Here is a 26,110-nt window from a genome sequence, read left to right on the forward strand (position 1 = left end):
CGGGACCGGCGGCGCGTCAGGATGTCCCCATGCCAATCGAATCGGTCACACCGCGCAGCATCGCCGACAGCCACCTCGATCAGGTGGCCGCGCACAATCCGATGACGTCCGCCTGGCTGGGCCTCGACCGGGGCGACGACCGGCAGCCGGACCTCTCACCGGACGGCTTCGAGGCGCTCGCCGATGTATCCCGCCGCAGTCTCGCCGCACTCGACGTCGCCCCTGTACCGGATGACCCCGCCGAACAGGCCTGCGCCCGGCTGCTGCGTGAACGCCTCACCGCCGAGCTCGCGATGCACGACACCGGCGAGAACTTCCGGCAGCTGCGCACCGTGGGCGCGCACGTCGATCAGCTACGGACGATCTTCACCCTCATGCCCACCGACACCGACGAGGACTGGGCGGCGGTCGCCGGGCGGCTGCGCAACCTCCCCGGCGCGCTGGACGGATACCGCGCGACCCTCGCCGAGGGGATCTCCCGCGGTCTGCTCGCCGCGCCCCGGCAGGCCGCCGGGATCATCGGCCAGCTCACCGACTGGACCGGGGAGGCCGAGCAGGCCGGCCGGCAGCAAGGGGGCGGCGGTGCGGGCTGGTTCGCCGGCTTCGTCGCGGGCGGCACCGACCGGATGCGCCCCGAGCTCGACGCCGCAGCGCTCCGGGCCACCGCCGCGGTCTCCGAGTTCCGTGACTGGCTGCGCGACACCTACGCCCCCGCGGCGGCGGACACCCCGGACGCCGTCGGCCGGGAGCGTTATCTGCACGCCGCACGTCACAACACGGGGGCCGAGCTCGATCTGGACGAGGCCTACGCCTGGGCCTGGGACGAGTTCCACCGGACGCTCGCCGAGATGCGCGTCGAGGCCGAGCGGGTCCTGCCCGGCGCCACGCTCCTCGACGCCATGCACCACCTGGACGAGCAGGGCCACGCGGTCAAGGGCGAGGAAGCCATCCGCGACTGGTTGCAGCAACTGATGGACGAGGCGATCAGCGCCGTCGACGGAAGGCACTTCGACCTCTCGGGGCCGATCCGCGAGGTCGAGTCCCGGATCGCGCCCTCGGGCAGCGCCTCCGGGCCTTACTACCAGGGCCCGAGCCTCGACTTCAGCCGTCCGGGACGCACCTACCTGCCCACCCTCGGCCAGGAGAGCTTCCCGACCTGGCAGCTCGTCAGCATCTGGTATCACGAGGGCGTCCCTGGGCATCATCTCCAGCTGGCCCAGTGGGCCGCGGTCGCCGGCCGGCTCAGCCGCTACCAGGTCACCGAGGGCATGGTCAGCGCCAACGTCGAGGGCTGGGCGCTGTATGCCGAGCGCTTCATGGACGACCTGGGCTTCTACTCCGAACCCGCGCGCCGTCTCGGCTTCCTGGACGGGCAGATGCTGCGAACGATACGGGTGATCATCGACATCGGAATGCACCTCGAACTCACCATCCCCGCCGACTCGGGCTTCCACCCCGGCGAGCGCTGGACCGCGTCGCTCGCCGCAAAGTTCATGGCCGCCTACAACGGCAGCCCGGCCGCCCGCCGCGCATCGGAGATCGACCGCTACCTCGGCTGGCCGGGACAGGCCATCGGCTACAAGCTCGGCGAACGCGTCTGGCTCCAGGGCCGCGAGGCCGCGAAGCGCCGCCAGGGCGCCGCCTTCGACCTCAAGGCCTGGCACATGAAGGCGCTCTCCCAGGGTTCGTTGGGGCTCGACGACCTGGCCGGCAATCTCGCGGAGCTGTAGGCCGCGACACGTCAGAGGCCGGTCTCCGGGAGCGCTGCGAGGCCCGCGCCACCGGAGCCGTGGCGCAGCGTGACGAGCTGCGCCTCGACGCGCTCCTGCCGGCGCGCCTCGGGGCTCAGTTCGGTCAGGGCCGCGGTACCGGCGAAGCGGGGGCCGCAGCGAGCCTTGGAGCGGGGCGGTCGTGAAGGAGGAGCTGCTCGCCCTCGGGCTGCCCGTGCTGGGTCTCGCGATGTGGATCGACCAGTCCAACGGTCACGGACCGGTCGCCGTGTACGGCTTCGTCCTGGGCGCGCTGGTCTGCCTGCCGGCCCGGATCACTCCGGCCGGTGCTCAGGGCCGCCGAAGTCCGGGCTCGTGAAGTCGGGACTGGTGAAGGTGGGGCGCGGGCCTGCGGAGGGGCCTCCCTCGGGCCCGGAGAAGTCCGGCCTGCTGTAGCCCACCTTCGGGATGCGTTCGGGCGAACGGTGCGGCGTCCGCGATGCGGGTCCTGCCGTCGGATCGGCCAGCGCGTCCCGGAGGAAGGGCAGGACGCCGCGCTCCAGCAGGGCGTGGCGCCAGGCCTCCCGGGCGCGCGCCACGTCCTCCGGAAGTTCCTCCTCCTCGTCCACGGCCGGCAGCGCGGTGGCGCCGTTGCGCAGGGCGGTGACGAGGAGGCCCACCGCGGCGACGAGGATGGCGGCGGCGGCGACCGCGGCGAAGAACCATCCGGCGGCGACCATGGTCGTGGCGAAGGCCGGGGCGGGGCTGAGTGCCTTGAGCGGGTAGCCGATCAGCAGGAATATCAACGCGGCCGTAGCCGCGAGCAGGGGTGCCAGCACGGCGATCACCGCGAGGGTGCCGGCGCCGCTGGGTCCGGCTTCGTCCGTGGGGGGCTCCAGGAAGGAGCCATGGGTGTCCAGGTCTCCCGTCCCGCGCACCTCGCCGCGGATCTTCACGTAGTGGTCGTACTCGGTGGCGGCCGCCGCGGTGATCAGGGGCGTGGCGTTGAGGGCCATCGTCCGCAGCTGTTCCGTGTTGAGACGGTCGCCGACTTCGTCCGGATCCGGTCGTATCTGAGCATGACGCAGCGCGTCGGCAAGGATCCGCTCGTACTCGGGGCGGTCCTCGGCCAGCAGGTGCGGAGCGCTATTCATGTGCATCCCCCGATGCTCCGTAGGGCCTGATCGACCGTGCGGGCCGGGCGATCGGGCGGAAACGGAGGAGAGCCTGCGACTGATACGCCGATGGTAGAGCGCCTACGGCACGAGGTGACAGGGTGTTTCCGGAAATAGGCCCAGCGGCTGACGGTGTCGGGTCGAGATGCGTCTTCCCCGGCGACCGTCAGTCATGCAGGGGAAGTTGGGCGACCAATAGCTTTCCGGCCATGGTCACGCCGCCGTCCATCGCGATGGCGAGCCCGTCCGCGTAGACGTGCGGACCGTCCACCACAGGCCGTGGCACCTCCTCGCCCTCCTCCGAACCGACCTCGCCGAGCAGGTACGGAATGGGGCTGTGGCCGTGGACGACGCGCTGCCCGCCGTACGTCGACATCAGTTCGCGGACGGCCTCTGTGCCGCCCTCGTCACGGAAGGCGAACCGCTTGGTGAGTTTGCGGAAGAGGTCCCAGCACTCGTCGGCGTCGTTGCGCGTGAGAATGGCGTGCACCGTGTCGTTGACGTCCTCGATGGTGGAGCCGTAGTCGAGGTAGGTGGTCGCGTCGGAGTGCATCAGCAGATGCCCGTCCTCCTCGACCACCGCGTCCAGCCGGGCCATCCACTGGAGGTGGACGTCCTGGAGACGCTCCATGTCCGTCTTCTGGCCGCCGTTGAGCAGCCAGGCGGCCTGGAAGGTCGCGGTTCCCGCGCCGGAGTTCACGGGGGTGTCGCCGAACCTCTTGGCCCCGAGCAGCAGCAGCTCGTGGTTGCCCATGAGCGCCTTGCAGTACCCACCGGCGGCGGCGGCCTCCGCGGAGAGACGCATGACGAGGTCGATGACGCCGATGCCGTCGGGGCCGCGGTCGGTGAAGTCGCCGAGGAACCAGAGCCTGGCGCTGCCCGCGGCCCACCGGCCGTCGGCGTCGATGAGCCTCTGCTCGTGCAGGGCGGCCATGAGCTCGTCCAGATAGCCGTGGACGTCGCCGACGACGTACAGCGGACCGCGTCCGGATTCGGCGGGAGGCCGGGGCTGCGGCACGGCCTCCACCTGGACGGTGTCCCCCCGGTTGATCACGGGCAGATCGCGCTCGGTGGGGGTGTACCCCTCCGGCGGTTCGTCGCCCACCACGGCATTTCCGGGGTGCGGCGAGGGCGCGGGCACCGGCGCCTGCGCATACGGCGGTACGCGGAAGTCACGCAACGTCGCTGTCCGCACCACGGGTTCCTGACCGGCCCCCTGAGTCATCGACCCCTCCACCACCGTCGCGCCTCCGTACACCTGACGGTCCCTGCCTGGTAGAGGTGGTCCGCGGTGTCGTGCGCCCATCATAGGAATGCGGATCGTGCTGTGTGACGCACCAGGGGTGTTGAATCCGTGCGAGCACCCGGTTCATCGACCGTTTGGTCCGGAATATCCCGATCAGTCCCCGGCTGGTGATCGCGGAGGGCTGACCGTGGTGCGCGGCGGGCGCCGTTGCGAGGACGTCCGGACGATGAGTTCCGTCGGTATCACCTGCTCCAGCGGACCGTCGTGTTCGACTCCTTCGATGGCGTCGATGAGGAGCTGGATGACGGCAGTGCCGATTCTGCGGGGCTTCAACGAGAGCGTGGTGATGGGGGGCTCGGTGGCGGCGTACACCGTGGACTCGCTGCAGCAGACCAGCAGGAGGTCCTCGGGGACCCGCAGGCCGTAGCGGCGTGCGGCGGCGAGCAGATCCGTGCCGTTGGGGTCGAAGAGCCCGTAGACGGCGTCGGGGCGGTCGGGACGGGCCAGGAGACGGTCCGCTGCGACCGCGCCCGCGCAGGGGTCGTGGGCCGGATAGGACTCGTAGACGGGATCCTGGCCGACCCGCTCGCACCAGTGGAGATAGGCGGTGGTGGAGAGCCGGGTGTAGGTGTCGGTGGTGGTGCCGGTCAGCAGCCCGATGCGGCGGGCTCCGGCGGCGGCGAGGTGGTCAAGGAGGTCGAGGACGGCCGCCCGGTGGTCGTTGTCGACCCAGGCGGTGACCGGGAGCGTGCCCGCCGGGCGGCCGTCGGAGACGACGGGCAGCCCCTGGCGCACGAGTTCGGTGACCACCGGGTCCTGGTCGGAGGGGTCGATGACGACCGTTCCGTCGAGCGCGACGTTCGACCACACGTCGTGGCGTGAGGTGGCGGGGAGGATCACGAGGGCGTAGCCACGGGCGAGCGCGGCCGATGTGGCGGCTCTCGCCATCTCCGCGAAGTACGCGAACTCGGTGAAGGTGAAAGGTTCGTCCCCGTACGTGGTCACGGTCAGGCCGATGAGGCCGGACTTGCCGGTACGGAGGGTTCGGGCCGCCGCCGACGGGCGGTAGTCCAGCCGTTCGGCGACCTCGCGGACATGTCGGCGGGTGGCGTCCGGGAGCCTGCCCTTGCCGTTGAGGGCGTCGGACACGGTCGTGATGGAGACCCCGGCCGCCGCGGCGACGTCCCGGATCCCCGCCCGTCCTTGCCGGCCGCTGCGGCGGGGCGTCTCTGTCCGGCTCACCTGGTGCTTCCCTGCTGCTGTCATGGCGAGCCGATAGTAGGGCTCTGACGCATGGTCAGGCCGGTCGCATATGCACACGTTGGCAGGCACGTTTCTGCATGATCATAAACGAGTAATTGCCTTGTGAAAAAAGGTCGTTGAGTAGATCCGCAGTGATGTGTCATGCATCGACGCGCAGGAACCTGCCAAATGGCCCATGTCTCGAAGAGGTCTCAACTCACCTGTTCGAGGGATGCGCGCCACGGAGTGAGCGACCGGCGCGCGGCAAAATGCGCGACGCTCCCCCCTCCCGAAGGCCGCCGGAGCCGTGCGCGGCGGGCGTTTCCCGCCGGAGGAGACGATTTCGGATCCCGGCCGTTCGCACGGGTGCCCAATCCTCATAAGGTGAGCAGTATTGAACTGTACGGACGGTCGAGGAGGACCTGCGGTGAGCGAGACGAGCCCCAAGCTGCGCGCCGAGCTGGACGGCGTCCCTGCGTATGTGCCGGGCAAGCCGGCGTCCGCGGAGGGGCCGGTTGCCTTCAAGCTGTCCTCCAACGAGAACCCCTATCCCCCGTTGCCCGGGGTCATGGACTCGGTGCTCGCCGCGGCTGCCACGTTCAACAGGTACCCGGACATGGCCTGTACCGGCCTGATGAACGAGCTGGCCGACCGGTTCGGGGTGCCGGTCTCCCATCTGGCGACCGGTACGGGTTCGGTCGGTGTCGCCCAGCAGCTGCTCCAGGCCACATCGGGTCCGGGTGACGAGGTCATCTACGCCTGGCGCTCGTTCGAGGCGTACCCGATCATCACGCAGGTCAGTGGTGCGACGTCGGTCCAGGTGCCGCTGACGGGTGGCGAGGTGCACGACCTCGACGCCATGGCGGGCGCGGTCACCGACCGGACCCGAATGATTTTCGTCTGCAATCCGAACAACCCGACCGGCACGGTGGTGCGCCGGGCGGAGCTGGAGCGGTTCCTGGACCGTGTTCCGGACGATGTCCTGGTCGTGCTCGACGAGGCGTACAAGGAGTTCATCCGGGACGCGGACGTGCCGGACGGCATCGAGATCTACCGTGAGCGTCCCAATGTCGCGGTGCTGCGGACCTTCTCCAAGGCGTACGGCCTCGCGGGCCTGCGGGTGGGATTCGCGGTGGCGCACGAGCCCGTGGCGGCGGCGCTGCGCAAGACGGCCGTCCCCTTCGGGGTCAGCCAGGTCGCGCAGGACGCGGCGATCGCCTCGCTGCGCGCCGAGGACGAGCTGCTGGGCCGGGTCGGATCGCTGGTCGGCGAGCGGGCCCGGGTGTACGAGGGGCTCGTGGAGCAGGGCTGGACCGTTCCGGAGTCCCAGGCGAACTTCGTCTGGCTGCGGCTCGGGGACCGCACGGTCGAATTCGCCGGGATCTGCGAGCGGGCGGGCGTGGTCGTCCGGCCGTTCGCCGGTGAGGGCGTACGGGTCACGATCGGGGAGGCCGAGGCCAACGACGTCTTCCTGAAGGTGGCGGAGGCCTTCCGCCGGGAGCAGTAGCGGCGCGGCAGCCGCCCGGACACCTTCCGGTGGCCCCGGACCTCGATCGCCGAGGTCCGGGGCCACCGTGCGTTCGTGGCCGCTGCGGGCGTCCGGCCGTGCCTCGGAGAGCTGTCCGGTTTCGGATGGCTCGGCCCGGTCGGCCGGAAAGCACCCCCCACTCGATGGCCTCGAAGACATGTGCGCCATAATTGCTTGTGAATGTGAACGCGTTCACAAGCGCGTCCTGTTTCCTCCCGAGATCGGGTGGTTCGACGGGCTGTCTGCGGGTGTGATCGCGGCGACGTAAGGAGAAGAGTCATGGATCTGGCTCTGGCACCAGAGACTCTGGCGCGATGGCAGTTCGGCATCACCACCGTCTACCACTTCCTGTTCGTCCCCCTGACGATCTCTCTTGCCGCGCTCACCGCCGGCCTGCAGACCGCCTGGGTGCGCACGGACAACGAGAAGTACCTCAGGGCGACCAAGTTCTGGGGCAAGCTCTTCCTGATCAACATCGCCATGGGCGTGGTCACCGGCATCGTCCAGGAGTTCCAGTTCGGCATGAACTGGTCCGACTACTCGCGCTTCGTCGGTGATGTCTTCGGCGCCCCGCTCGCCTTCGAGGCGCTGATCGCGTTCTTCTTCGAGTCCACCTTCATCGGCCTGTGGATCTTCGGCTGGGACAAGCTGCCGAAGAAGATCCATCTCGCCTGTATATGGATGGTGTCGATCGGCACGATCCTCTCGACGTTCTTCATCCTGGCCGCCAACTCCTGGATGCAGCACCCGGTCGGCTACCGGATCAACAAGGACCGTGGCCGTGCCGAGCTCACCGACTTCTGGCACGTGCTCACACAGAACACGGCGCTCGCCCAGTTCTTCCACACGATCACCGCTGCCTTCCTCGTGGGCGGCGCCTTCATGGTCGGCATCGCCGCCTTCCACCTGGTGCGCAAGAGGCACATCCGGGTGATGCGGACCTCGCTGCGGCTCGGTCTGGTCACCGTGGTGGTCGCCGGCCTGCTCACCGCCGTCAGCGGCGACGTGCTCGGCAAGGTGATGTTCAAGCAGCAGCCCATGAAGATGGCCGCGGCCGAGGCCCTGTGGGAGGGCGAGGACGGGGCGCCCTTCTCGCTCTTCGCGGTCGGTGACGTCGCCAAGGGGCACAACACCGTCGAGATCTCGATCCCCGGAATACTGTCCTTCCTCGCGGACGACACCTTCACCTCGTACATCCCCGGCATCAACGACATCAACAAGGCGGAGCAGGAGAAGTACGGACCGGGCGACTACCGGCCCAACATCCCGGTGGCCTTCTGGAGCTTCCGCTGGATGATCGGCTTCGGCATGGCCTCCTTCAGCCTCGGAATCCTGGGGCTCTGGCTGACGCGGAAGAAGTTCATGCTGCCGGAGGCGCTGCGCACCGGTGAGGACGACGTACCGCATCTGGTGCTCTTCAAGAACAAGGCCCTGAGCCCGAAGCTCGCCAGGCTCTACTGGATCACAGCGCTGTGGACCATGCTCTTCCCCTTGATCGCCAACTCCTGGGGCTGGATCTTCACCGAGACCGGACGTCAGCCCTGGGTGGTCTACGGGGTGTTCCAGACCCGCGACGCGGTCTCCCCGGGCGTCTCACAGGGCGAGGTCCTCACCTCCATGATCGGTTTCACCGCCCTCTACGCGGTGCTCGCCGTCATCGAGGTCAGGCTCCTCCTGAAGTACGTCAAGGCCGGACCGCCCGAGCTCACCGAGGCCGACCTCAACCCGCCCACCCGGATCGGCGGTCACGACCAGGACGCCGACCGGCCGATGGCCTTCTCCTACTGAGATCAAGCGGAGCTGAGAGATGGAACTCCACGACGTCTGGTTCGTGCTCATCGCCGTCCTGTGGACCGGCTACTTCTTCCTGGAGGGATTCGACTTCGGCATCGGGGTCCTCACCAAGCTGCTGGCCCGCGACCGCAAGGAGCGCCGGGTCCTGATCAACACGATCGGGCCGGTCTGGGACGGGAACGAGGTGTGGCTGCTCAGCGCGGGCGGCGCGACCTTCGCGGCCTTCCCGGAGTGGTACGCCACCCTGTTCTCCGGTTTCTACCTGCCTCTGCTGCTCATCCTGATCTGCCTGATCGTGCGCGGGGTGGCCTTCGAGTACCGGGCGAAGCGGCCGGAGGAGCGGTGGCAGACGAACTGGGAGCACGCGATCTTCTGGACCTCGCTGATCCCGGCCGTTCTCTGGGGCGTGGCCTTCGGGAACATCGTCCGCGGCGTGAAGATCGATGCCGATATGGAGTACGTCGGCAACCTCTGGGACCTGCTCAACCCGTACGCCATCCTGGGCGGGCTGGTCACGCTGTTCCTCTTCACCTTCCACGGCGCGGTGTTCGCCGCGCTCAAGACCGTCGGGGACATCAGGGCGCGGGCACGCGGGCTGGCTCTCAAGCTGGGCCTGGCCACCGGGGTGCTGGCGCTGGGCTTCCTCGCCTGGACCCAGGCGGACAACGGAAACGGCTGGAGCCTCGTGGCGATGATCATCGCCGTGGTGTCGCTGGTCGCGGCCCTGGGCGCCATCGCGGCGGGGCGCGAGGGCTGGTCCTTCGCGTTCTCCGGGGTGACCATCACGGCGGTCGTCGCCATGCTCTTCCTGACGCTCTTCCCGAACGTGATGCCGTCCTCGCTGAACGACGCCTGGAACCTGACGGTCTCCAACGCTTCGTCCAGCCCGTACACCCTCAAGATCATGACCTGGTGCGCCGGTGTCGCCACTCCGGTGGTGCTGCTGTACCAGGGCTGGACGTACTGGGTGTTCCGCAAGCGCATCGGCACGCACCACATCGCCGACGCGCACTGAGCGTGCCCTGAACGAATGAGGACGCCATGAGCTCACTGGGGAGCTGTTTCACGTGAAACCGATCGACCCGAGACTGCTCAGGTACGCCCGAGCCACCCGGTTCTTCCTGGCGGCCGTGGTGGCGCTGGGCCTGGTCGGAGCCGTGCTGGTCATCGCCCAGGCGATGCTCGTCGCCGAAGTGGTGGTGGGCGGGTTCGAGGACGGGCTGACCGTCGCCGGGCTCCGCACACCACTGCTCCTGCTCGCCGCTGTCGCGCTGGGCCGGGCGTTCGTGGCCTGGCTGACCGAACTGGCCGCGTACCGGGCGAGCGCCGCGGTCAAGTCCGAGCTGCGCGGCCGGCTCATGGAGCGCGCCTCCGGGCTGGGGCCGGACTGGCTGAGCGGGCAGCGTACCGGTTCGCTGATCGCTCTGGCCACCCGGGGCGTCGACGCCCTCGACGACTACTTCTCGCGCTATCTCCCGCAGCTCGGCCTCGCGGTCGTCGTGCCGGTGGCGGTGCTGGCCCGGATCGTCACCGAGGACTGGGTCTCGGCGGCGATCATCGTGGTCACGCTGCCGCTGATCCCGCTCTTCATGATCCTGATCGGCTGGGCCACCCAGTCCCGGATGGACCGTCAGTGGAGGCTGCTGTCGCGTCTTTCGGGGCACTTCCTCGATGTGGTCGCCGGACTGCCGACGCTGAAGGTCTTCGGACGGGCCAAGGCGCAGGCCGAATCGATCCGGACCATCACCTCGCAGTACCGCCAGGCCACGCTGAAGACGCTCCGGATCGCCTTCCTCTCCTCCTTCGCCCTGGAGCTGCTGGCGACTCTCTCCGTGGCTCTGGTCGCGGTGACGATCGGGATGCGGCTCGTCCATGGAGAGCTCGACCTCTACACGGGTCTGGTCGTTCTCATCCTGGCACCGGAGGCATACCTGCCGATCCGTCAGGTCGGTGCCCAGTACCACGCGGCCGCGGAGGGACTTTCGGCCGCGGAGGAGATCTTCGGGGTGCTGGAGACCGAGCCGGCGGCCGGTGGGTCCCAGGATGTGCCCCGGTCTCTGCGGCTGGAGCTGGAGGGGGTGACGGTCCGCCACCAGGGCCGCACCGAACCCTCGTTGGATGCTGCATCCGTCGTGATCGAGGAGGGCGAGACCGTCGCCCTGGTCGGTCCCAGCGGGGTCGGCAAGTCCACGCTCCTCAGCGTGGTGCTGGGATTCACGGCGCCCGACGAGGGGCAGGTCCGGGTCGGCGGAACCGATCTGTCCGCCCTCTCCCCAGCACGCTGGCGCGAGCAGATCGCCTGGGTGCCCCAGCGCCCCCATCTCTTCGCCGGGACGATCGCGGAGAACGTACGCCTGGCCCGCCCGGAGGCGGATGACGCGGCGGTCATGGCCGCGCTGCGGGAGGCGGGGGCGTACGACTTCGTGGCCGCGCTGCCGGAGGGCATGGGGACGGAGCTGGGGGAGGACGGTGCGGGGCTCTCCGCCGGGCAGCGTCAGCGGCTCGCTCTGGCGCGGGCCTTCCTCGCCGACCGGCCTCTGCTGCTGCTCGACGAGCCGACGGCGAGCCTGGACGGTGAGACGGAGGCGGGCATCGTCGAGGCGGTACGGAGGCTGGCGGCGGGGCGCACGGTGCTGCTGGTCGTGCACCGGCCGGCGCTGCTCACGGTCGCGGACCGGGTGGTGACCCTGGAGCCCTCCGCGCAGCCCGGCAGGACGACTGCGGGTGCCCGCGGCCTCGCGGATGATGCGGAGCGCGCCCCAGGCGTCCCGGACGGCGGGAAGCCGGCTGCGGGCGATGCCGGGCGTCCGGGCGCGGGGGAGCCCGAGCTGCTCAGGGACGCCGCCCCCCGGGCCGGGGGCCGTGTGCTGGCCAGGGTGCGGGAGGCCGCAGGCTCCCAGCACCGGAAGCTGGGCCTGGCTCTTCTGCTGGGCAGCCTCGCCGTGGGATCGTCCGTCGGTCTCATGGCCGTCTCCGGATGGCTGATCTCCCGGGCCTCCGAGCAGCCCCCGGTGCTGTATCTGATGGTCGCGGTCACCGCGACCCGGGCCTTCGGCCTGGGCCGGGCCGTCTTCCGTTACGCGGAGCGGCTGGTGTCCCACGACGCCGTGCTCAGGATGCTCGCCGAGCTCAGGGTGGCGGTGTACCGCGGTCTTGAACGCATCGCGCCCGCGGGCCTCCGGGCCACGCGCCGGGGCGACCTGCTGTCCCGGCTGGTCTCCGACGTGGACGCGTTGCAGGACTACTGGCTGCGCTGGCTGCTGCCCGCGGCGACCGCGCTCCTGGTCGGTACGGGGGCCGTCGCCTTCACCGGCTGGCTGCTGCCGGAGGCAGGCGCGGTCCTGGCCGCAGGGCTGCTGCTCGCGGGTGTGGGCGTGCCCTGGCTGAGTGGCGCCTGCGCGCGGCGTGCCGAGCGCCAACTGGCGCCCGCCCGGGCGGCGCTGGCCGTCCGCGTCGCCGATCTTCTCGGCGGGACGGCGGAGCTGACCGTCGCCGGTGCGCTGCCCGCCCGTAAGGAGCAGGTGCGCGCGGCGGACGGCGTCCTGACGCGGATCGCCGCGCGTGCGGCGACCGCGACCGCGCTGGGCGGTGGGCTCTCCGCCCTGATCTGCGGGCTCACCGTCGTGGGCGCGGCGGTCGTCGCGCTGCCCGCCGTGTCGGACGGACGGCTGGCCGGAGTGGAGCTCGCGGTGGTCGTCCTCACGCCGCTGGCGGCGTTCGAGGCCGTCACGGGACTTCCGCTCGCCGTGCAGTACCGCCGCCGGGTCGAGCGGAGTGCCGAGCGGGTCTACGAGGTGCTGGACGGCCCCGTACCGGTCGGGGAACCGGCCGAGCCCGCCGAGGCGCCCGACTCGCCCTTCCCCCTCGACGTACGAGGGCTGTCGGCACGCTACGAGGGTGCGGAGCGCGATGCCCTGCACTCCGTCGACCTGACGCTGCGCCCCGGCAGGAGGGTCGCCGTGGTGGGTCCGTCCGGTTCGGGCAAGACCACTCTCGCCCAGGTCCTGCTCCGCTTCCTGGACGCCCGGGAGGGGACGTACCGTCTCGGTGGTGTCGAAGCGTCCTCGCTGGCCGGGGACACGGTCCGGACCTTCGTGGGGCTGTGCGCCCAGGACGCCCATGTCTTCGACAGTTCCATCCGCGAGAACCTGCGGCTCGCCCGGCCCGGTGCGACGGACGACGGACTGCGGGACGCCCTCGGAGCGGCCCGGCTGCTGGACTGGGTCCTGTCCCTGCCCAACGGCCTCGACACGCTGGTGGGCGAACACGGGGCCCGGCTGTCGGGCGGCCAGCGGCAGCGGCTGGCGCTGGCCCGCGCGCTCCTCGCCGACTTCCCCGTACTCGTGCTCGACGAGCCCGCGGAGCACCTCGACCTGGCGACGGCGGACGCGCTGACCGTGGATCTGCTGGCCGCCACCGAGGGCCGCACGACCCTGTTGATCACTCACCGGCTGGCCGGGCTCGACGCGGTGGACGAGATCCTGGTGATGGACGGGGGCCGGGTGGTCCAGCGGGGGCCGTACGCCGCTCTGGCCGCGCAGGAAGGCCCACTGCGGCGGATGCTCGCACGGGAGGAGGAGCAGGTGCGTACGGGGCCTGAGCTCACGGGGCCTGTGCCCGCACGGGTCTGAGAGCTGCGAGGCGCGCCCCCGGCACCGGTGGGCGGCTTTCCGACTTTCCGGACCATTCAGCTCTTACTAGGCTCGGGTCATGGCCGAGCAGGATCCGAAGGACTCTCCCGGAGCCGCGCAGCAGACCGGCGGAATCCTGCGAGGGCTCTCCCCCGAGCTGACCGCGTGCGTTCCGGAGCTGCTGGAGGCGACGAGGTCCGTCGGTTCGGGCATCGAGCTCCACTCCACCCTGGAGCGCATCTGCGAGACGACGGCCGAACTCGCCCGCGCCCGCTATGCGGCCATCGGCGTCGTCGAAAGCCCCGGTGAGAGTCTCTCCGACTTCATCACCCACGGGGTGTCCGACGAGGCGGCCCGGGAGATCGGCCGGTGGCCCGACGGGCACACCGGTCTGCTGGGAGCGTTGATCCAGGAGGGCGTTCCCATCCAGCTGGAGGATCTGACGGCCGACCCGCGGTTCGCCGGGTTTCCGGCCGGACACCCGCGGATGCGCACGTTCCTCGGGGTCCCGATCCGGGTCCAGGGCAAGATCTTCGGGAATCTCTACGTGGCGGAGAGACAGGACGGGGAGCCCTTCGGCGACGACGAACTGCACATGCTGCGCGTGCTGGCCACGGAGGCCGGGATCACCATCGGTCACGCACGGACGTATGACGCCGCACGACAGCGTGAGCAGTGGATCGACGGCTCGGTGGCCGTCACCACGGCGCTGCTCTCGGCCGGTGACGCCGACGAGGCACTCACCGTCGTCGCGGAGCAGGCGCGTCGGCTCGCCGACGCCGCGGCCGGGATCGTGCTGCTTCCGGCCGAGTCGGGAGGTCTGGAGATCGCCGCCATCGCCTGCGACAAGCCGTCCGAGTCGCTCGGGGTGATCATCCCGCCGCAGAGTCCCGTGGTGGCGGCGCTCCTGAGGGGCGAGGAGGTGTTCCTGGACGACTCGGCGACCGACCCCCGCATGACCACGGGACTCGCCGACCGGTTCGGCCCGCACATGCTGCTGCCCCTGCGCAGCGGGGGCCGGGTGCTCGGCGCGCTGTCGATCCCGCGGGCCAGGGGCGGCCGGCCGTTCACCCCGGCGGAGCGGACGCTGGCCACCCACTTCGCCGCGCAGGCCGCGCTGGCGCTGAAGCTGGCAGAGTCGCAACGGGACCGGGAGCGGCTCGCCGTCTACGAGGACCGGGACCGGATCGCCCGGGACCTCCACGACCTGGTCATCCAGCGCCTCTTCACCACCGGCATCATGCTGGAGGGGGCCCAGCGGCGCTCTCCGGTCGCCGCGGTGCGGGCCGGTATCGGACGGGCCGTGGACGAACTGGACGTGACCATCCAGGAGATCCGTACGGCCATCTTCGCGCTGCAGCAGGAACCGGCCGAGGCGCCGTCGGCGCTGCGGACGCGGGTGCTGCGGGAGATCAACATGGCCGCGGTGCCTCTGGGATTCATGCCCTCGCACCGGTTCCTGGGGCCGGTCGACTCGCTGGTGGGGGAGCTCGCGGGCAAGAACCTCATCGCGGCTCTGCGCGAGGCGCTGTCCAACACCTTCCGTCACGCGGGGGCCTCGCGCGTCGAGGTGCGGGTGGACGCGACCGCGGTACTGCCGGACGGGCGGGACGCCGTACGGCTGACCGTCGCGGACGACGGGGTGGGCATCCCGGAGGGGGGCCGGCGCAGCGGTCTGCGCAACCTCGCCAGGCGTGCCGAGTCACTGGGCGGCGCGAGCTGGTTCGGGCCGGGGCTCGGGGAGGAGCACAGGGCGGACGAGGGTGACAGCGGCACGACGGGTGACAGCGGTACGGAAGGTGACAGCGGCACGACGGGTGACAGCGGTGCGGCGGGTGGGAGCGGCACGACGGGCCACCGCGGTACGACGGTGACCTGGCAGGTCCCGCTCTGACGGACGTCCGGCTGACGGACGTCCGGGGGGCCCGGCTCGGTTGGCCGTCCCGACTGGTCGTCCCATCGGGTCGTCCCGACTGGTCGTACCACCCGATCGCCCCAGCGGGCCGTCTCAGCGGGCGGCGAGGATCCGCTCGATGACCACCGCGACACCGTCCTCGTTGTTCGTGAGCGTTACACCGGACGCCGCGGCCAGGGCGGCCGGATGGGCGTTGCCCATGGCGAACGAGGCACCGGCCCAGCTCAGCATCTCCACGTCGTTCGGCATGTCCCCGAACGCGACCACCTCGCCCGGAGAGATCCCGCGCTCCGCACAGCACTCGGCGAGCGTGTCGGCCTTGGAGACGCCGAGGGCGCTGATCTCCAGCAGCGCGGTGGGGCTCGACCGGGTGAAGGACGCCCGGTCCCCCGCGAGTTCGCGGGCCAGCGCGAGGAAGGAGTCCGGGGCGAGCTCGGGGTGATGGGCGAGGATCTTCAGAACCGGCGTACCGGTGCCGGGAGCCTCCTCGTGCAGCAGCTTCTCCGCGACGGCGACCGTGGCACCCGGGTCCATGTGGAACGGGGGGTAGGCCGGTTCGTAGTGGATGCCGGTGCTCAGTTCGACGGCGAACGACACCCCGGGTGCGACCCCGCGCAGGATGTCGACCACGCCGACGGCGGTCGAGCGGTCCAGCGGACGGACCTTGATCAGCCGCCCGTCGTGGAGATCGGCGACCGCGGCTCCGTTCGCGCAGATCGCCATGCCGTGGCCCTGCACATGGGGGCTGACGACGTCCATCCAGCGGGTGGGCCTTCCGGTGACGAAGAAGACCTCGACTCCGGCCTCTTCGGCGGCTGCCAAGGCGGCGATCGTGCGGTCCGACAGGGTCTTGTCGTCGCGCAGGAGAGTGCCGTCCAGATCGGTGGCGATCAGCCGGGTCACGGCAGGCAGAGGCGAGTCGGTAGCTGGGGTCACCCGGCCATTCTCCCGTACGAGTCCGCACGGGCGTGCAGAGGGGCGCCCATGTGAGAGCGCGAGTCCCTGAGCTGGGGAACATGTCAGGGGAATATGCCAAAGGCTCATCGGGGCAACCGCCCAGGCCGGAGGGGGTGCCCGGGATCCGGAGCATGTTCCACCCCGGCCGGAGGCGGGAGCCGAGGGGTCAGCCGAACTGGCCGAGCGCTTCGGTGGCGATGCGTTCGAACAGTTCGGTGTCCATGGCGAAGCCGGAGTCCGGCACCGGCCAGTGGACGACGATCTCGGTGAACCCGAGATCGAAATGCGTTCCCGCGAAGTCGACGAACGCGTCGAAGGACCGCAACGGCCGGCCGGGGGTGAAGCCGGTGAGAAGGATCTTGTCCAGATCGGCGACATCCCGGCCCGTCTCCTCGCAGGCCTCGCCGAGCCGGCTCATCTGGCCGCTGATGGCTGCCACGGACTGTTCGGAGGTGCCCGTCTCGTACAGCTTCGGGTCGCCCGTGGTCACCCATGCCTGGCCGTACCGCGCCGCGAGCCTCAGCCCGCGCGGCCCGGTGGCGGCCACCGCGAAGGGCAGCCGGGGGCGCTGTACGCAGCCGGGGATGTTCCGGGCCTCGTTCGCTGTGTAGAAGCGACCCTCGTATGTCACGGAGGGCTCCCGCAGCAGCTGGTCGAGCAGGGGGACGAACTCGTCGAAGTGGTCGGCGCGTTCACGTGGGGTCCATGGCTCCTCGTCGCTCGCGCGGAGGGTGGTGGCGTCGAAACCGCTGCCACCGGCGCCGATGCCGAGGGTGATGCGCCCGTCGGAGACGTCGTCCAGCGTGATGAGGTCCTTGGCGAGTGTCACCGGGTGCCGGAAGTTGGGCGAGGTGACGAGCGTGCCGAGACGCAGCCGCTCGGTTGCCGCTGCGGCGGCCGTCAGCGTCGGGACGGCTCCGAACCACGGGCCGTCGCGGAACGTCCGCCAGGCCAGGTGGTCATAGGTGTACGCGGCGTGGAATCCCAGCTCCTCGGCGCGTACCCACAGGGGCCGGCCGCCCTCGTGCCAGCGGTGGATGGGAAGGATCACGGTGCTCAGTCGGCGAGGGGAGGTCATGACCACGACTCTACGGCGGGTGGCTCCGGGGGTCGTCCGTACGTGAGCTGAGGCGGCGGGCCCGCGGGGCCAGGGTCTTCAGGAGGGCGGCGTGTGCTCTCGCAGACGCAGAAAGTCCGGCGGCACGGAGGCGGTGAGCCAGACCCCGTTGGCGCTGACATGGAAGAGATGCCCTGCCCTTTGCATGGCTCCGGCGTCCACGACGAGGACGACCGGGGCGCCGCGCCGGGCGCCGACGCGGACCGCCGTCCCCGTGTCGGGCGAGAGGTGGACATGGTGGCGGTTCATGGGCCGGAGCCCCTCGGCGCGGATGGCGTCGAGCACCCGGGCCACGGTGCCGTGGAAGAGGTACGCGGGAGGTTCGGCCGGGGGCAGATCGAGGTCGACGGGGACGGAGTGGCCCTGGTTCGCCCGGATGCGATCGCCGGTCATGGTGAACCGCTGCTTGTCGTTGACCGCGACGACGTGGTCGAGGTCGGCCCTGGTGAGGGTGAAGCCGCGCCGGGCGCAGGCACGCAGCAGCTCGTCGACGGCCACCCAGCCGTGGGGGTCGAGACCGATCCCGAGCCGGTCGGGTTCATGCCTCAGATGCTTCGAGAGGAATTTGGACACCTTGACGGTGCGTCGTTCGTCCATCCCGTCAGAGTGCCCGGCAGACCGCTCCGGGCGCACCTCGATTTCACCCGGCGTTCCTGGCATCAATGGGCGTGCACAGGTTTGATCCACAGCCAACTCGGGTTATCCACAGGTCTTTTAGCGATTCTGTGGACAACTCCTGTCCCATAAGCGGGATTTGCTCAACTCGCCCATGTGGCACGGCCTTTGTGGCCGCTAAACCGCTGGTGGCCCCCAACCGCCGGCTCCACAGCGCGATATGGCCAACCAGGCGCCCCGGCGGGCCGGTTATGGCGGGCCTGACTGTGTCGTTACCAACCGGGGTCATACGCAGGCGGCATGGGCCACCTGCACAGGGAACACACGGTTCACAGAGGCGGCTTCAGCCGGGCGATCCCACGCCGCAACCGAGGACTGATCCGTGACAGCAGTCGCACGCCTCGGGCCTCGGGCGTCACCGGCACCACGGCACGGTTGTGCACCACGGCCCCAAGGATCGCCCTGGCCACCTTCTCCGCCGGGTAGTTGCGGAGGGTGTACAGCTGGGCCGTCCGCTTCCTGAGGCGCTCCTCCTGCGCGTCATCGGCTCCTGCGAAGTGCGCAGTGCCGGTGATTCCCGTGTTCACCGGTCCCGGGCAGATCGCGCTGACGCCGATGGACTTCTCGGCCAGTTCCGCGCGCAGGCATTCGCTGAGCATCAGTACCGCCGCCTTGGATGTGCTGTAGGCGGGCAGTGCGCGCGACGGCTGATAACCCGCAGCCGAGGCGATGTTGACGATATGTCCACCCTGTCCCCGCTCAGTCATCTTCCTGCCGAAGATCCGGCAGCCATGGATGACGCCCCACAGATTGACGTCGAGAACCCGTCGCCAGTCCTCGCTCGTCGTGTCGAGGAACGACCCCGACAGCCCGATGCCCGCGTTGTTCACCAGTACGTCCACAACGCCGAATTCGGTGAAGACCTTCTCCCCGAGCTTCTCCATCGCCTGCTCGTCCCCGACGTCCACCACCTCGCCCCACGCGCCGGACGCCCCGGCCATCCGGGCGGCCTCCGCGGTCCGGGCGACGCCCTCGGCGTCCCGGTCCACGGCGACCACCCGCGCTCCCGCCTCCGCGAAAGCCAGCGCTGTGGCTCGACCGATACCCGCGGCCGCTCCCGTCACCAGGACCAACTGCCCGCCGAACCGGTCCGCATGGGCGCCGGTGGCCGCCAGGGCCGGCGAGCCGAAGCCGACGGGGCCGACGGAGCCGTCCGTACCGCCGGACTCCCGGTCGTCGGCGAACTCGCTGATCCAGGCTGCCAGCTGATCCGGTCTGGTGCGCGGCACCCAGTGCTTGGCCGGCAGGGTACGCCGGACCAACCTGGGCACCCATGCGTCGAGTTCGTCGTAGAGCGACGGCGAAAGGAACGCGTCACCGGTCGGCGTGATCAGCTGCACCGGCACATGTGCGTACGCGTCCGGACGCGGACGGCGCAGGCGGTACCGGATGTTGTCACGGTAGAGCCAGGCCCCGTGCGCCGCGTCCCGGGGGAGCGACGCCGTCGGATACCCGTCCGCCGGCACCTTCTCCATGCGCTGAAGGATCCGCGGCCACTGCCTGCCGAGCGGCCCGCGCCAGGCCATCTCGGGCAGCACCGGCGTATGCAGCGCGTACACGTACCAGGACTTGGCTCCCTGGCCGAGCAACTGCCTTGCACGGCGCGGGCTCGGGTGGGCCACACGCTGCCCGATCCAGTGCCCGAAGTGGTCGAGGGAAGGGCCGGACATCGACGTGAACGAGGCGATGCGGCCCTTGGTGCGCTCCACCGTCGCGAATTCCCAGGACTGGACCGATCCCCAGTCGTGGCCGACCAGATGGACGGGACGGTCAGGGCTCACCGCGTCCACGACGGCCAGGAAGTCGTCGGTCAGCTTCTCCAGCGTGAAGCCACCGCGCAGCGGCTTGGGGGCGGTCGACCTGCCGTGGCCCCGCACGTCGTAGAGCACCACATGCCACTGCTCCGCCAGCCGTCCCGCGACCTCGGACCAGACCTCCTTGCTGTCCGGATAGCCGTGTACCAGGACGATCGTCGGCCGTGCCGCATCGCCCAGTTCGGCGACACACAGCTCGATCCCGCCCGTACGCACCCAGCGCTCACGCGCGCCTCGCAGCTCCACGCCGCCTCCTCGTCCCAGTGCCGGCGTCGCGGTACGTGTCCGTAACGTGACACCGCTGAATGTGGCAACCGACGGACACCCACGTCAAGGGATGCCCCGAACCTGTGGACAACCCCAGGCACGCCCCGCGGTGTCCTCCCTTGTGGGGTCTCCCCCTACGGGTCCGTACACCTGGAGTCTGACGTGGATACAACCGCCTGGTCTGACGAAAGCTGTGGTGCGCGCCACTACCGTCGATGACGTGACTGTGATCGCAACCGAAAGCCTGAGCAAGCGGTTCCCGAGGGTGACCGCTCTTGACCGGCTCTCCTTGGACATCCGACCCGGTGTAACGGGCCTGGTGGGTTCCAACGGGGCCGGCAAGTCCACACTGATCAAGATCCTGCTGGGTCTGTCCCCCGCCACCGAAGGCCGGGCCGCGGTGCTCGGGCTCGACGTCGCCACCGAGGGCGCCGCCATCCGGGAGCGCGTCGGGTACATGCCCGAGCACGACTGCCTGCCACCGGACGTCTCGGCCACCGAGTTCGTCGTCCACATGGCACGGATGTCCGGACTGCCCCCCACCGCGGCACGCGAGCGCACCGCGGACACCCTGCGCCATGTGGGGCTGTACGAGGAGCGCTACCGGCCCATCGGCGGCTACTCGACCGGTATGAAGCAGCGGGTGAAGCTGGCCCAGGCACTGGTCCACGACCCGAAGCTGGTCCTGCTCGACGAGCCGACCAACGGCCTCGACCCCGTCGGCCGGGACGAGATGCTCGGCCTGATCCGCCGTGTCCACACCGATTTCGGCATCTCGGTGCTGGTCACCTCGCATCTGCTCGGAGAGCTGGAGAGGACCTGCGACCACGTCGTCGTCATCGACGGCGGCGCGCTGCTGCGCTCCAGCTCCACCAGTGACTTCACCCAGACGACCACGACCCTGGCGGTCGAGGTCACCGACAGCGACACTCACCCGGACGGTACGCACGCCCTGCGCCAGGCCCTGGCCGGTGCCGGGGTCAAGCTCGTCGGGCTCGACGGCCTCGACGCCGAAGGGCTGCCGGGCGCCGGCCACATCCTCCTGGTGGAGGCCACGGGGGAGGAGGCGTACGACGTGGTCCGCGACACCGTCGCCGGCCTCGGCCTCGGTCTCATCCGGATGGAACAGCGGCGCCACCACATCGCCGAGGTCTTCCGCACCGAAGAGGCACCGCGGGCGGCCGTCGCCGTGACCGTCGGTGCCGGACAGCAGAAGGGGAGCGGTCGCGATGAGCACTGAGACCGGGACCGCGGCCGGGAGCGCCACCTCCCGGATCCACAACATCGGATACCGCTCCTACGACGGTGTCCGCCTGGGCAGGGCCTATGCCCGCCGCTCGCTGTACTCGCAGTCCCTGCGGGGTTCGTTCGGGCTGGGCAGGTCCGCCAAGTCCAAAATGCTGCCGATGCTCCTGTGCGGGGTGATGTGCCTGGTGGCGCTGATCCTCGTGGCGGTCGGCATCTACGCACCCGGAATGACGAAGCTCCCCATCGAGTACACGGACTTCGCGATCTTCCTGCAGGCCGTGATCGGTCTCTTCATCGCCTCCCAGGCTCCGCAGTCCGTGTCACGGGACCTCCGGTTCAAGAGCGTGCCGCTGTACTTCTCGCGGCCGATCGAACGTGTCGACTATGTCCTGGCCAAATTCGCGGCCATGGCATCGGCCCTGCTGATCCTCACAGGGCTGCCCCTCGTCATCCTCTACGCGGGAGCGCTGCTCGCGAAGTTCGACTTCGTCGACCAGACCACTGGCTTCGGACAGGGGATGGTCTCGGTGGCACTGCTCTCCGTGCTGTTCGCCGGGCTCAGCCTCGTCGTCGCCGCGCTGACGCCCCGCAGGGGCTTCGGGGTCGCCGCGGTCATCGCCGTCCTGACCATCACCTATGGTGCGGTCTCCACGGTCCAGGCGATCGCCTGGCAGACGGACTCGACCGCCGCCATCACCTGGCTGGGGCTCTTCTCGCCCATCACGCTGATCGACGGCGTGCAGACCGCGTTCCTCGGTGCCTCCTCCTCCTTCCCCGGTGGTGAGGGACCCGGAGCCGCCGCCGGTGTCGTCTATCTGCTCGTTGTTCTCGCGCTCGTCGCCGGCTCGTACGCCGTACTGATGCGCCGCTACCGGAGGGTCGGGCTGTGACCACCATCGAGATCGACCACACCTCCCGCTGGTTCGGCAACGTGGTCGCCGTCAACGACGTGAGCATGAACGTGGGTCCAGGGGTCACCGGGCTGCTCGGGCCCAACGGTGCCGGGAAGTCCACGCTGATCAACATGATGGCCGGGTTCCTCGCGCCCTCGACCGGCAAGGTGATGCTCGACGGCGCCCCGATCTGGCGCAACGAGGCGGTCTACAAGGCGATCGGGATCGTGCCCGAGCGTGAGGGCATGTACGACTTCCTGACGGGCCGCGAGTTCGTGGTCGCCAATGCCGAGCTGCACGGACTCGGCGACGCGGCCGCGCACAAGGCGCTGTCCACGGTCGAGATGGAGTACGCGCAGGACCGCAAGATCTCGACGTACAGCAAGGGTATGCGCCAGCGCGTGAAGATGGCCTCCGCGCTGGTCCACGACCCTTCTGTGCTGCTCCTCGACGAGCCCTTCAACGGCATGGACCCGCGCCAGCGGATGCAGCTCATGGAGCTGCTGCGCCGGATGGGCGCGGAGGGCCGTACGGTGCTCTTCTCCTCCCACATCCTCGAAGAGGTCGAGCAGCTCGCCTCGCACATCGAGGTGATCGTGGCGGGCCGCCACGCCGCTTCGGGCGACTTCCGCAAGATCCGCCGGCTGATGACGGACCGGCCGCACCGCTACCTCGTCCGGTCCAGCGACGACCGCGGCCTCGCCGCCGCGCTCATCGCCGACCCCTCCACGGCCGGGATCGAGGTCGACGTCACGGAGAAGGCTCTGCGCATCCAGGCGGTCGACTTCGGACGGTTCACGACGCTGCTGCCGAAGGTCGCGCGCGAGCACGGCATCCGGCTGCTCACCGTCTCCCCGTCCGACGAGTCCCTCGAATCGGTCTTTTCCTATCTCGTAGCGGCCTGAGTAGTGGCCGATAAGGAGCTGTGAAGCGTCATGTACGACCCCACAGTCGCCCGGCTCACCTACCGGGCCCTGCTCGGTCGGCGCCGGGCCGCCATCCTGTTCGTCCTGCCGGTGCTGCTGGTGGCCATCGCCGTGGCGGTACGGGCGTTCGCCGGAGTCGATGACGACGTCGCCTCCGGTGTGCTGGGCGGTTTCGCCATCGCCACGATGGTCCCGCTCATCGGTGTCATCGCCGGCACCGGCGCCATCGGTCCGGAGATCGACGACGGCTCGATCGTCTACCTGCTCGCCAAGCCGGTGAAGCGGCCCACGATCATCGTCACCAAACTCGTGGTCGCCGTCGCCGTCACGATGCTGTTCTCGGCGCTGCCCACGCTGATCGCGGGTCTGATCCTGAACGGCAACGGCGGACAGATCGCCGTGGCCTACACGATCGCGGCGCTGGTCGCGTCGATCGCGTACAGCGCGCTGTTCCTGCTGCTCGGCACGGTCAGTCGGCACGCCGTGGTGCTCGGCCTGGTGTACGCGCTGGTGTGGGAGGCGCTCTTCGGCAGCCTGGTGCCGGGGGCCAGGACGCTCAGCGTGCAGCAGTGGTCCCTCTCGGTCGCCGAGAAGGTCGCCGGGGACGGCCTGGTCAGCTCGGAGGTCGGCCTGCCGCTCGCCACCGTCCTGCTGGTCGGCGTCACCATCGTGGCCACGTGGTACGCAGGCCAGAAGCTGAGGGCGCTGAAGCTCGCCGGCGAGGAGTGAGACCGGCCGACACGCGTGCAACCCCTGCCCGGTGGGCGGGGGTTGTTCCATGTGTGCGATGAGCTGATCGCGTGACTGTGCGGTGATCGGCTCGTTGTGCAGGGTGCGTGGAGGCAACTGGAATCTGTGACGTCGAGCTTTCGTGAATTCGGGGAATGCCGGCAGAGGTGAGGCAGCGCCCACCCGACCGGTCATCGAGTAAGTGGCAACCGTGAGCGTCCTCCACCCCGCAGCCCGGGGAAGGGCCGTCCTTGCCATGCCCGCGCACGAAAGGCACACCCATGCCCACGGAAGTCGCCCTGCTCGAATCCCCGGCCCTCCGGGTCGAGCAGATGGGGCGCGTCGAAGTCCTCGACAAGGTCAAGAGCCTTGTCATGCTCCCTGACGGAATTCACCTTCGCACAGAGGATGTGGCTCGTTACTTCGAAGTATCCACAACCTCGGTCAGAAGGCTCGCGGACCGGCATCTGCAGGAGCTGGCCAGCAATGGCATGAGAGTGCTGCGTGGCTCTGAGCTGGAGTCCTTCCATAGCGACATCCTGTCGCTATGGAAGGGGGACGGGGTCGAAAGTTATCCACAGGCAGCCACTCAGCTGCGGCTCTACACCCGCAGAACCGTGCTCAACGTGGCGATGCTTCTTCGCGACAGCGACATCGCACGCAGCGTTCGGACCTATCTGCTCGACGCGGAGGAGGACCTCAGGACCACCTACGTCTCGCTCGATCGGCGGGTCACCCGCATCGAGGGCTGCCTGGCCGGCGTGGGGAGCGCGCTCCAGGAGCTCGGTCCCGTGCTGGGCCGGATGTCTAAGCGGCTCGACTCGCTCGACCGGAAGCTCGATGTCACGCACCAGGTCATCGGCGCCATGAGCCTCCGGCTCACCGACGTCTCGCAGGACGTCATCCGGCTCGACGCCCGCATGGACGATCTCGCCCACGGGCTGAGGGATCTGGGCCGTCGCACGAGCGGCTGACGGTCCCGCCGGGGACCACTCGAACAAATGGGTGGTCCCCGGACGGCGGCCTCGGGCAGAGTGAGGGGGACGGCGCAGGAGAACGGCGCCTCTGAAGACCGGGAGAGGAGCGCGGCGATGACCAGAAGTCCGAGTCCGTCGTGTTCCCGACAGGGTGGTTCGCAGCCGGCACCGCGGTAGCTTCATCAGCTGCCCGCGCAGTCGCCCGCCAGCTGGGCCCCCGGGTGGCCGTCACCGCGCGTCGCGCGAGGCCACCCTCCCGGAGGATTGGCCGAGTGGTAAGGCAGCGGCTTGCTAAGCCGTCGTCGGGGTGCGACCCCGCGCGCGTTCGATCCGCGCATCCTCCGCCGGAGCCGAAAGACCAGAGGCCCGAAGACCATAAGCCGGAAGAGCAGGGCCCGAAGACTCAAGGCCCGGGCCCGCAGGCCCGAGCCTTGAGAGCAGTCGACCTGCCTACGCGCGCGTGGCGGTCCGGAGCAGCTCCTCCAGCACCACCGCGATGCCGTCGTGCTCGTTCGACGCGGTGATCTCGTGCGCGACGGCCTTCAGGTCGTCGTGGGCGTTGGCCATCGCCACGCCGTGCTGCGCCCAGCCGAACATCGGGATGTCGTTCGGCATGTCACCGAACGCGATCGTGTCCGCCGCCTTGAGGCCCAGCCGACGTGCGGCCAACGAGAGGCCGGTCGCCTTGCTCAGCCCCAGGGGCAGGATCTCCACGATGCCCGGGCCCGCCATCACGATGTTCACCAGGCTGCCGACGGCCTGCCGCGCGGCCTGGGCCAGGGCGTCGTCGTCGAGCTCCGGGTGCTGGATGTAGATCTTGTTCAGCGGAGCGGTCCACATCTCCGCCGGGTCGGCCAGGAAGACGGCGGGCAGCGGGCCCTCCTGCACCTGGTAACCGGGCCCGACCAGTACCTCGCCGTCGAGCCCGTCACGGCTCGCGGCCAGCGCGAGCGGACCGACCTCCGCCTCGATCTTGGCCAGCGCGAGCCCGGCGAGCTGCCGGTCCAGGGTCAGGGAGGTCAGCAGCCTGTGCTCGCCCGCGTGGTAGACCTGCGCGCCCTGGCCGCACACCGCGAGGCCCTCGTAGCCCAGGTCGTCCAGGATGTGCCGGGTCCACGGAACCGCCCGCCCCGTGACGACGATGTGCGCCGCGCCGGCCGCGGTCGCCGCGGCCAGCGCCTCCCGGGTGGGACCGGAAACGGTGTGGTCGTCACGCAGCAGCGTGCCGTCGAGGTCGGTCGCGACGAGCTTGTAGGGGAAGGTCACG

General features: G+C 70.0%; 19 protein-coding genes, 1 tRNA gene and 1 pseudogene. 13 read left to right on the forward strand and 8 right to left on the reverse strand.

Annotated features, from left to right (window positions below):
- Positions 1-29 precede the first annotated feature (29 nt).
- Together AB0C75_RS02790 and AB0C75_RS02795 are read left to right on the forward strand one after the other, a co-directional pair.
- Positions 30-1,730: a DUF885 domain-containing protein gene (locus AB0C75_RS02790; protein WP_362886389.1), complete on the forward strand. Its 1,701-nt coding sequence runs from the start codon at positions 30-32 to the stop codon at positions 1,728-1,730.
- A 181-nt stretch (positions 1,731-1,911) separates the two neighbouring features.
- Positions 1,912-2,088 carry a hypothetical protein gene (locus tag AB0C75_RS02795; protein WP_362886391.1) on the forward strand — a complete coding sequence of 59 codons (177 nt, stop codon included), beginning with the start codon at positions 1,912-1,914 and terminating at the stop codon, positions 2,086-2,088.
- Here the strand turns inward: AB0C75_RS02795 and AB0C75_RS02800 are convergent.
- The 3 genes from AB0C75_RS02800 to AB0C75_RS02810 all read right to left on the reverse strand — a co-directional run bounded on the left by AB0C75_RS02800 (position 2,045) and on the right by AB0C75_RS02810 (position 5,396).
- Positions 2,045-2,869 (reverse strand): hypothetical protein, encoded by an 825-nt coding sequence (locus tag AB0C75_RS02800; RefSeq protein ID WP_362886393.1) that lies wholly within the window; start codon positions 2,867-2,869, stop codon positions 2,045-2,047. The two genes, AB0C75_RS02795 and AB0C75_RS02800, sit on opposite strands and share 44 nt — an antisense overlap.
- 181 nt (positions 2,870-3,050) lie before the next feature.
- On the reverse strand, positions 3,051-4,109 hold the full coding sequence (locus AB0C75_RS02805; protein WP_362886395.1) for a metallophosphoesterase: 1,059 nt from the start codon (positions 4,107-4,109) through the stop codon (positions 3,051-3,053).
- Positions 4,110-4,283: 174 nt separating this feature from the next.
- Complete coding sequence (locus AB0C75_RS02810) at positions 4,284-5,396, reverse strand: LacI family DNA-binding transcriptional regulator (RefSeq protein ID WP_362886396.1); 1,113 nt, start codon at positions 5,394-5,396, stop codon at positions 4,284-4,286.
- Between the two features lie 403 nt (positions 5,397-5,799).
- Here AB0C75_RS02810 and hisC point away from each other — a divergent pair, with 403 nt between their 5' ends.
- The 5 genes and pseudogenes from hisC to AB0C75_RS02835 all read left to right on the forward strand — a co-directional run.
- Positions 5,800-6,879, forward strand: a complete 1,080-nt coding sequence (hisC, locus tag AB0C75_RS02815) for a histidinol-phosphate transaminase (RefSeq protein ID WP_362886398.1) — start codon at positions 5,800-5,802, stop codon at positions 6,877-6,879.
- Positions 6,880-7,179: 300 nt separating this feature from the next.
- Positions 7,180-8,688, forward strand: coding sequence for a cytochrome ubiquinol oxidase subunit I (locus AB0C75_RS02820; protein WP_362886400.1), 1,509 nt, complete (start codon positions 7,180-7,182; stop codon positions 8,686-8,688).
- Between the two features lie 19 nt (positions 8,689-8,707).
- The gene (gene cydB / locus AB0C75_RS02825; RefSeq protein ID WP_362886402.1) at positions 8,708-9,709 is read left to right on the forward strand and encodes a cytochrome d ubiquinol oxidase subunit II; all 1,002 of its coding nucleotides are present in this window, start codon (positions 8,708-8,710) and stop codon (positions 9,707-9,709) included.
- A gap of 52 nt (positions 9,710-9,761) precedes the next feature.
- Complete coding sequence (gene cydD, locus AB0C75_RS02830; RefSeq protein ID WP_362886404.1) at positions 9,762-13,325, forward strand: thiol reductant ABC exporter subunit CydD; 3,564 nt, start codon at positions 9,762-9,764, stop codon at positions 13,323-13,325.
- A 79-nt stretch (positions 13,326-13,404) separates the two neighbouring features.
- A pseudogene (locus tag AB0C75_RS02835) lies at positions 13,405-15,090 on the forward strand (GAF domain-containing protein); the annotation flags it as partial.
- 243 nt (positions 15,091-15,333) lie between these two features.
- Here AB0C75_RS02835 and AB0C75_RS02840 read toward each other — a convergent pair.
- The 4 genes from AB0C75_RS02840 to AB0C75_RS02855 form a co-directional block, all read right to left on the reverse strand.
- On the reverse strand, positions 15,334-16,176 hold the full coding sequence (locus AB0C75_RS02840; protein WP_362886406.1) for a Cof-type HAD-IIB family hydrolase: 843 nt from the start codon (positions 16,174-16,176) through the stop codon (positions 15,334-15,336).
- 187 nt (positions 16,177-16,363) lie between these two features.
- Complete coding sequence (locus tag AB0C75_RS02845; RefSeq protein WP_362886408.1) at positions 16,364-17,275, reverse strand: LLM class flavin-dependent oxidoreductase; 912 nt, start codon at positions 17,273-17,275, stop codon at positions 16,364-16,366.
- Between the two features lie 78 nt (positions 17,276-17,353).
- Positions 17,354-17,911 (reverse strand): RNA 2'-phosphotransferase, encoded by a 558-nt coding sequence (locus AB0C75_RS02850; protein WP_362886410.1) that lies wholly within the window; start codon positions 17,909-17,911, stop codon positions 17,354-17,356.
- A gap of 347 nt (positions 17,912-18,258) precedes the next feature.
- Positions 18,259-20,049 carry an SDR family oxidoreductase gene (locus tag AB0C75_RS02855; RefSeq protein WP_362886412.1) on the reverse strand — a complete coding sequence of 597 codons (1,791 nt, stop codon included), beginning with the start codon at positions 20,047-20,049 and terminating at the stop codon, positions 18,259-18,261.
- Positions 20,050-20,296: 247 nt separating this feature from the next.
- Here AB0C75_RS02855 and AB0C75_RS02860 point away from each other — a divergent pair, with 247 nt between their 5' ends.
- The 6 genes from AB0C75_RS02860 to AB0C75_RS02885 all read left to right on the forward strand — a co-directional run bounded on the left by AB0C75_RS02860 (position 20,297) and on the right by AB0C75_RS02885 (position 25,187).
- Entirely contained in the window at positions 20,297-21,310 is a 1,014-nt protein-coding gene (locus tag AB0C75_RS02860; protein WP_362886925.1) for an ABC transporter ATP-binding protein, read from the forward strand.
- Complete coding sequence (locus AB0C75_RS02865; protein WP_362886414.1) at positions 21,300-22,208, forward strand: ABC transporter permease; 909 nt, start codon at positions 21,300-21,302, stop codon at positions 22,206-22,208. The genes AB0C75_RS02860 and AB0C75_RS02865 overlap by 11 nt, the downstream gene beginning before the upstream one ends.
- Positions 22,205-23,116, forward strand: a complete 912-nt coding sequence (locus AB0C75_RS02870; RefSeq protein WP_362886416.1) for an ABC transporter ATP-binding protein — start codon at positions 22,205-22,207, stop codon at positions 23,114-23,116. Before AB0C75_RS02865 ends, AB0C75_RS02870 begins: the two co-directional genes overlap by 4 nt.
- A 30-nt stretch (positions 23,117-23,146) precedes the next feature.
- The gene (locus AB0C75_RS02875; RefSeq protein ID WP_362886418.1) at positions 23,147-23,866 is read left to right on the forward strand and encodes an ABC transporter permease subunit; all 720 of its coding nucleotides are present in this window, start codon (positions 23,147-23,149) and stop codon (positions 23,864-23,866) included.
- A gap of 281 nt (positions 23,867-24,147) precedes the next feature.
- Positions 24,148-24,840, forward strand: coding sequence for a hypothetical protein (locus tag AB0C75_RS02880; RefSeq protein ID WP_362886420.1), 693 nt, complete (start codon positions 24,148-24,150; stop codon positions 24,838-24,840).
- Between the two features lie 261 nt (positions 24,841-25,101).
- Positions 25,102-25,187: transfer RNA gene (locus AB0C75_RS02885), tRNA-Ser, on the forward strand.
- Between the two features lie 106 nt (positions 25,188-25,293).
- Here the strand turns inward: AB0C75_RS02885 and AB0C75_RS02890 are convergent.
- Positions 25,294-26,109 carry an HAD family hydrolase gene (locus tag AB0C75_RS02890; protein WP_362886927.1) on the reverse strand — a complete coding sequence of 272 codons (816 nt, stop codon included), beginning with the start codon at positions 26,107-26,109 and terminating at the stop codon, positions 25,294-25,296.
- Between the last annotated feature and the right edge of the window lies 1 nt (position 26,110).

The organism is Streptomyces sp. NPDC048565 (assembly GCF_040650935.1).
Taxonomy (GTDB): domain Bacteria; phylum Actinomycetota; class Actinomycetes; order Streptomycetales; family Streptomycetaceae; genus Streptomyces.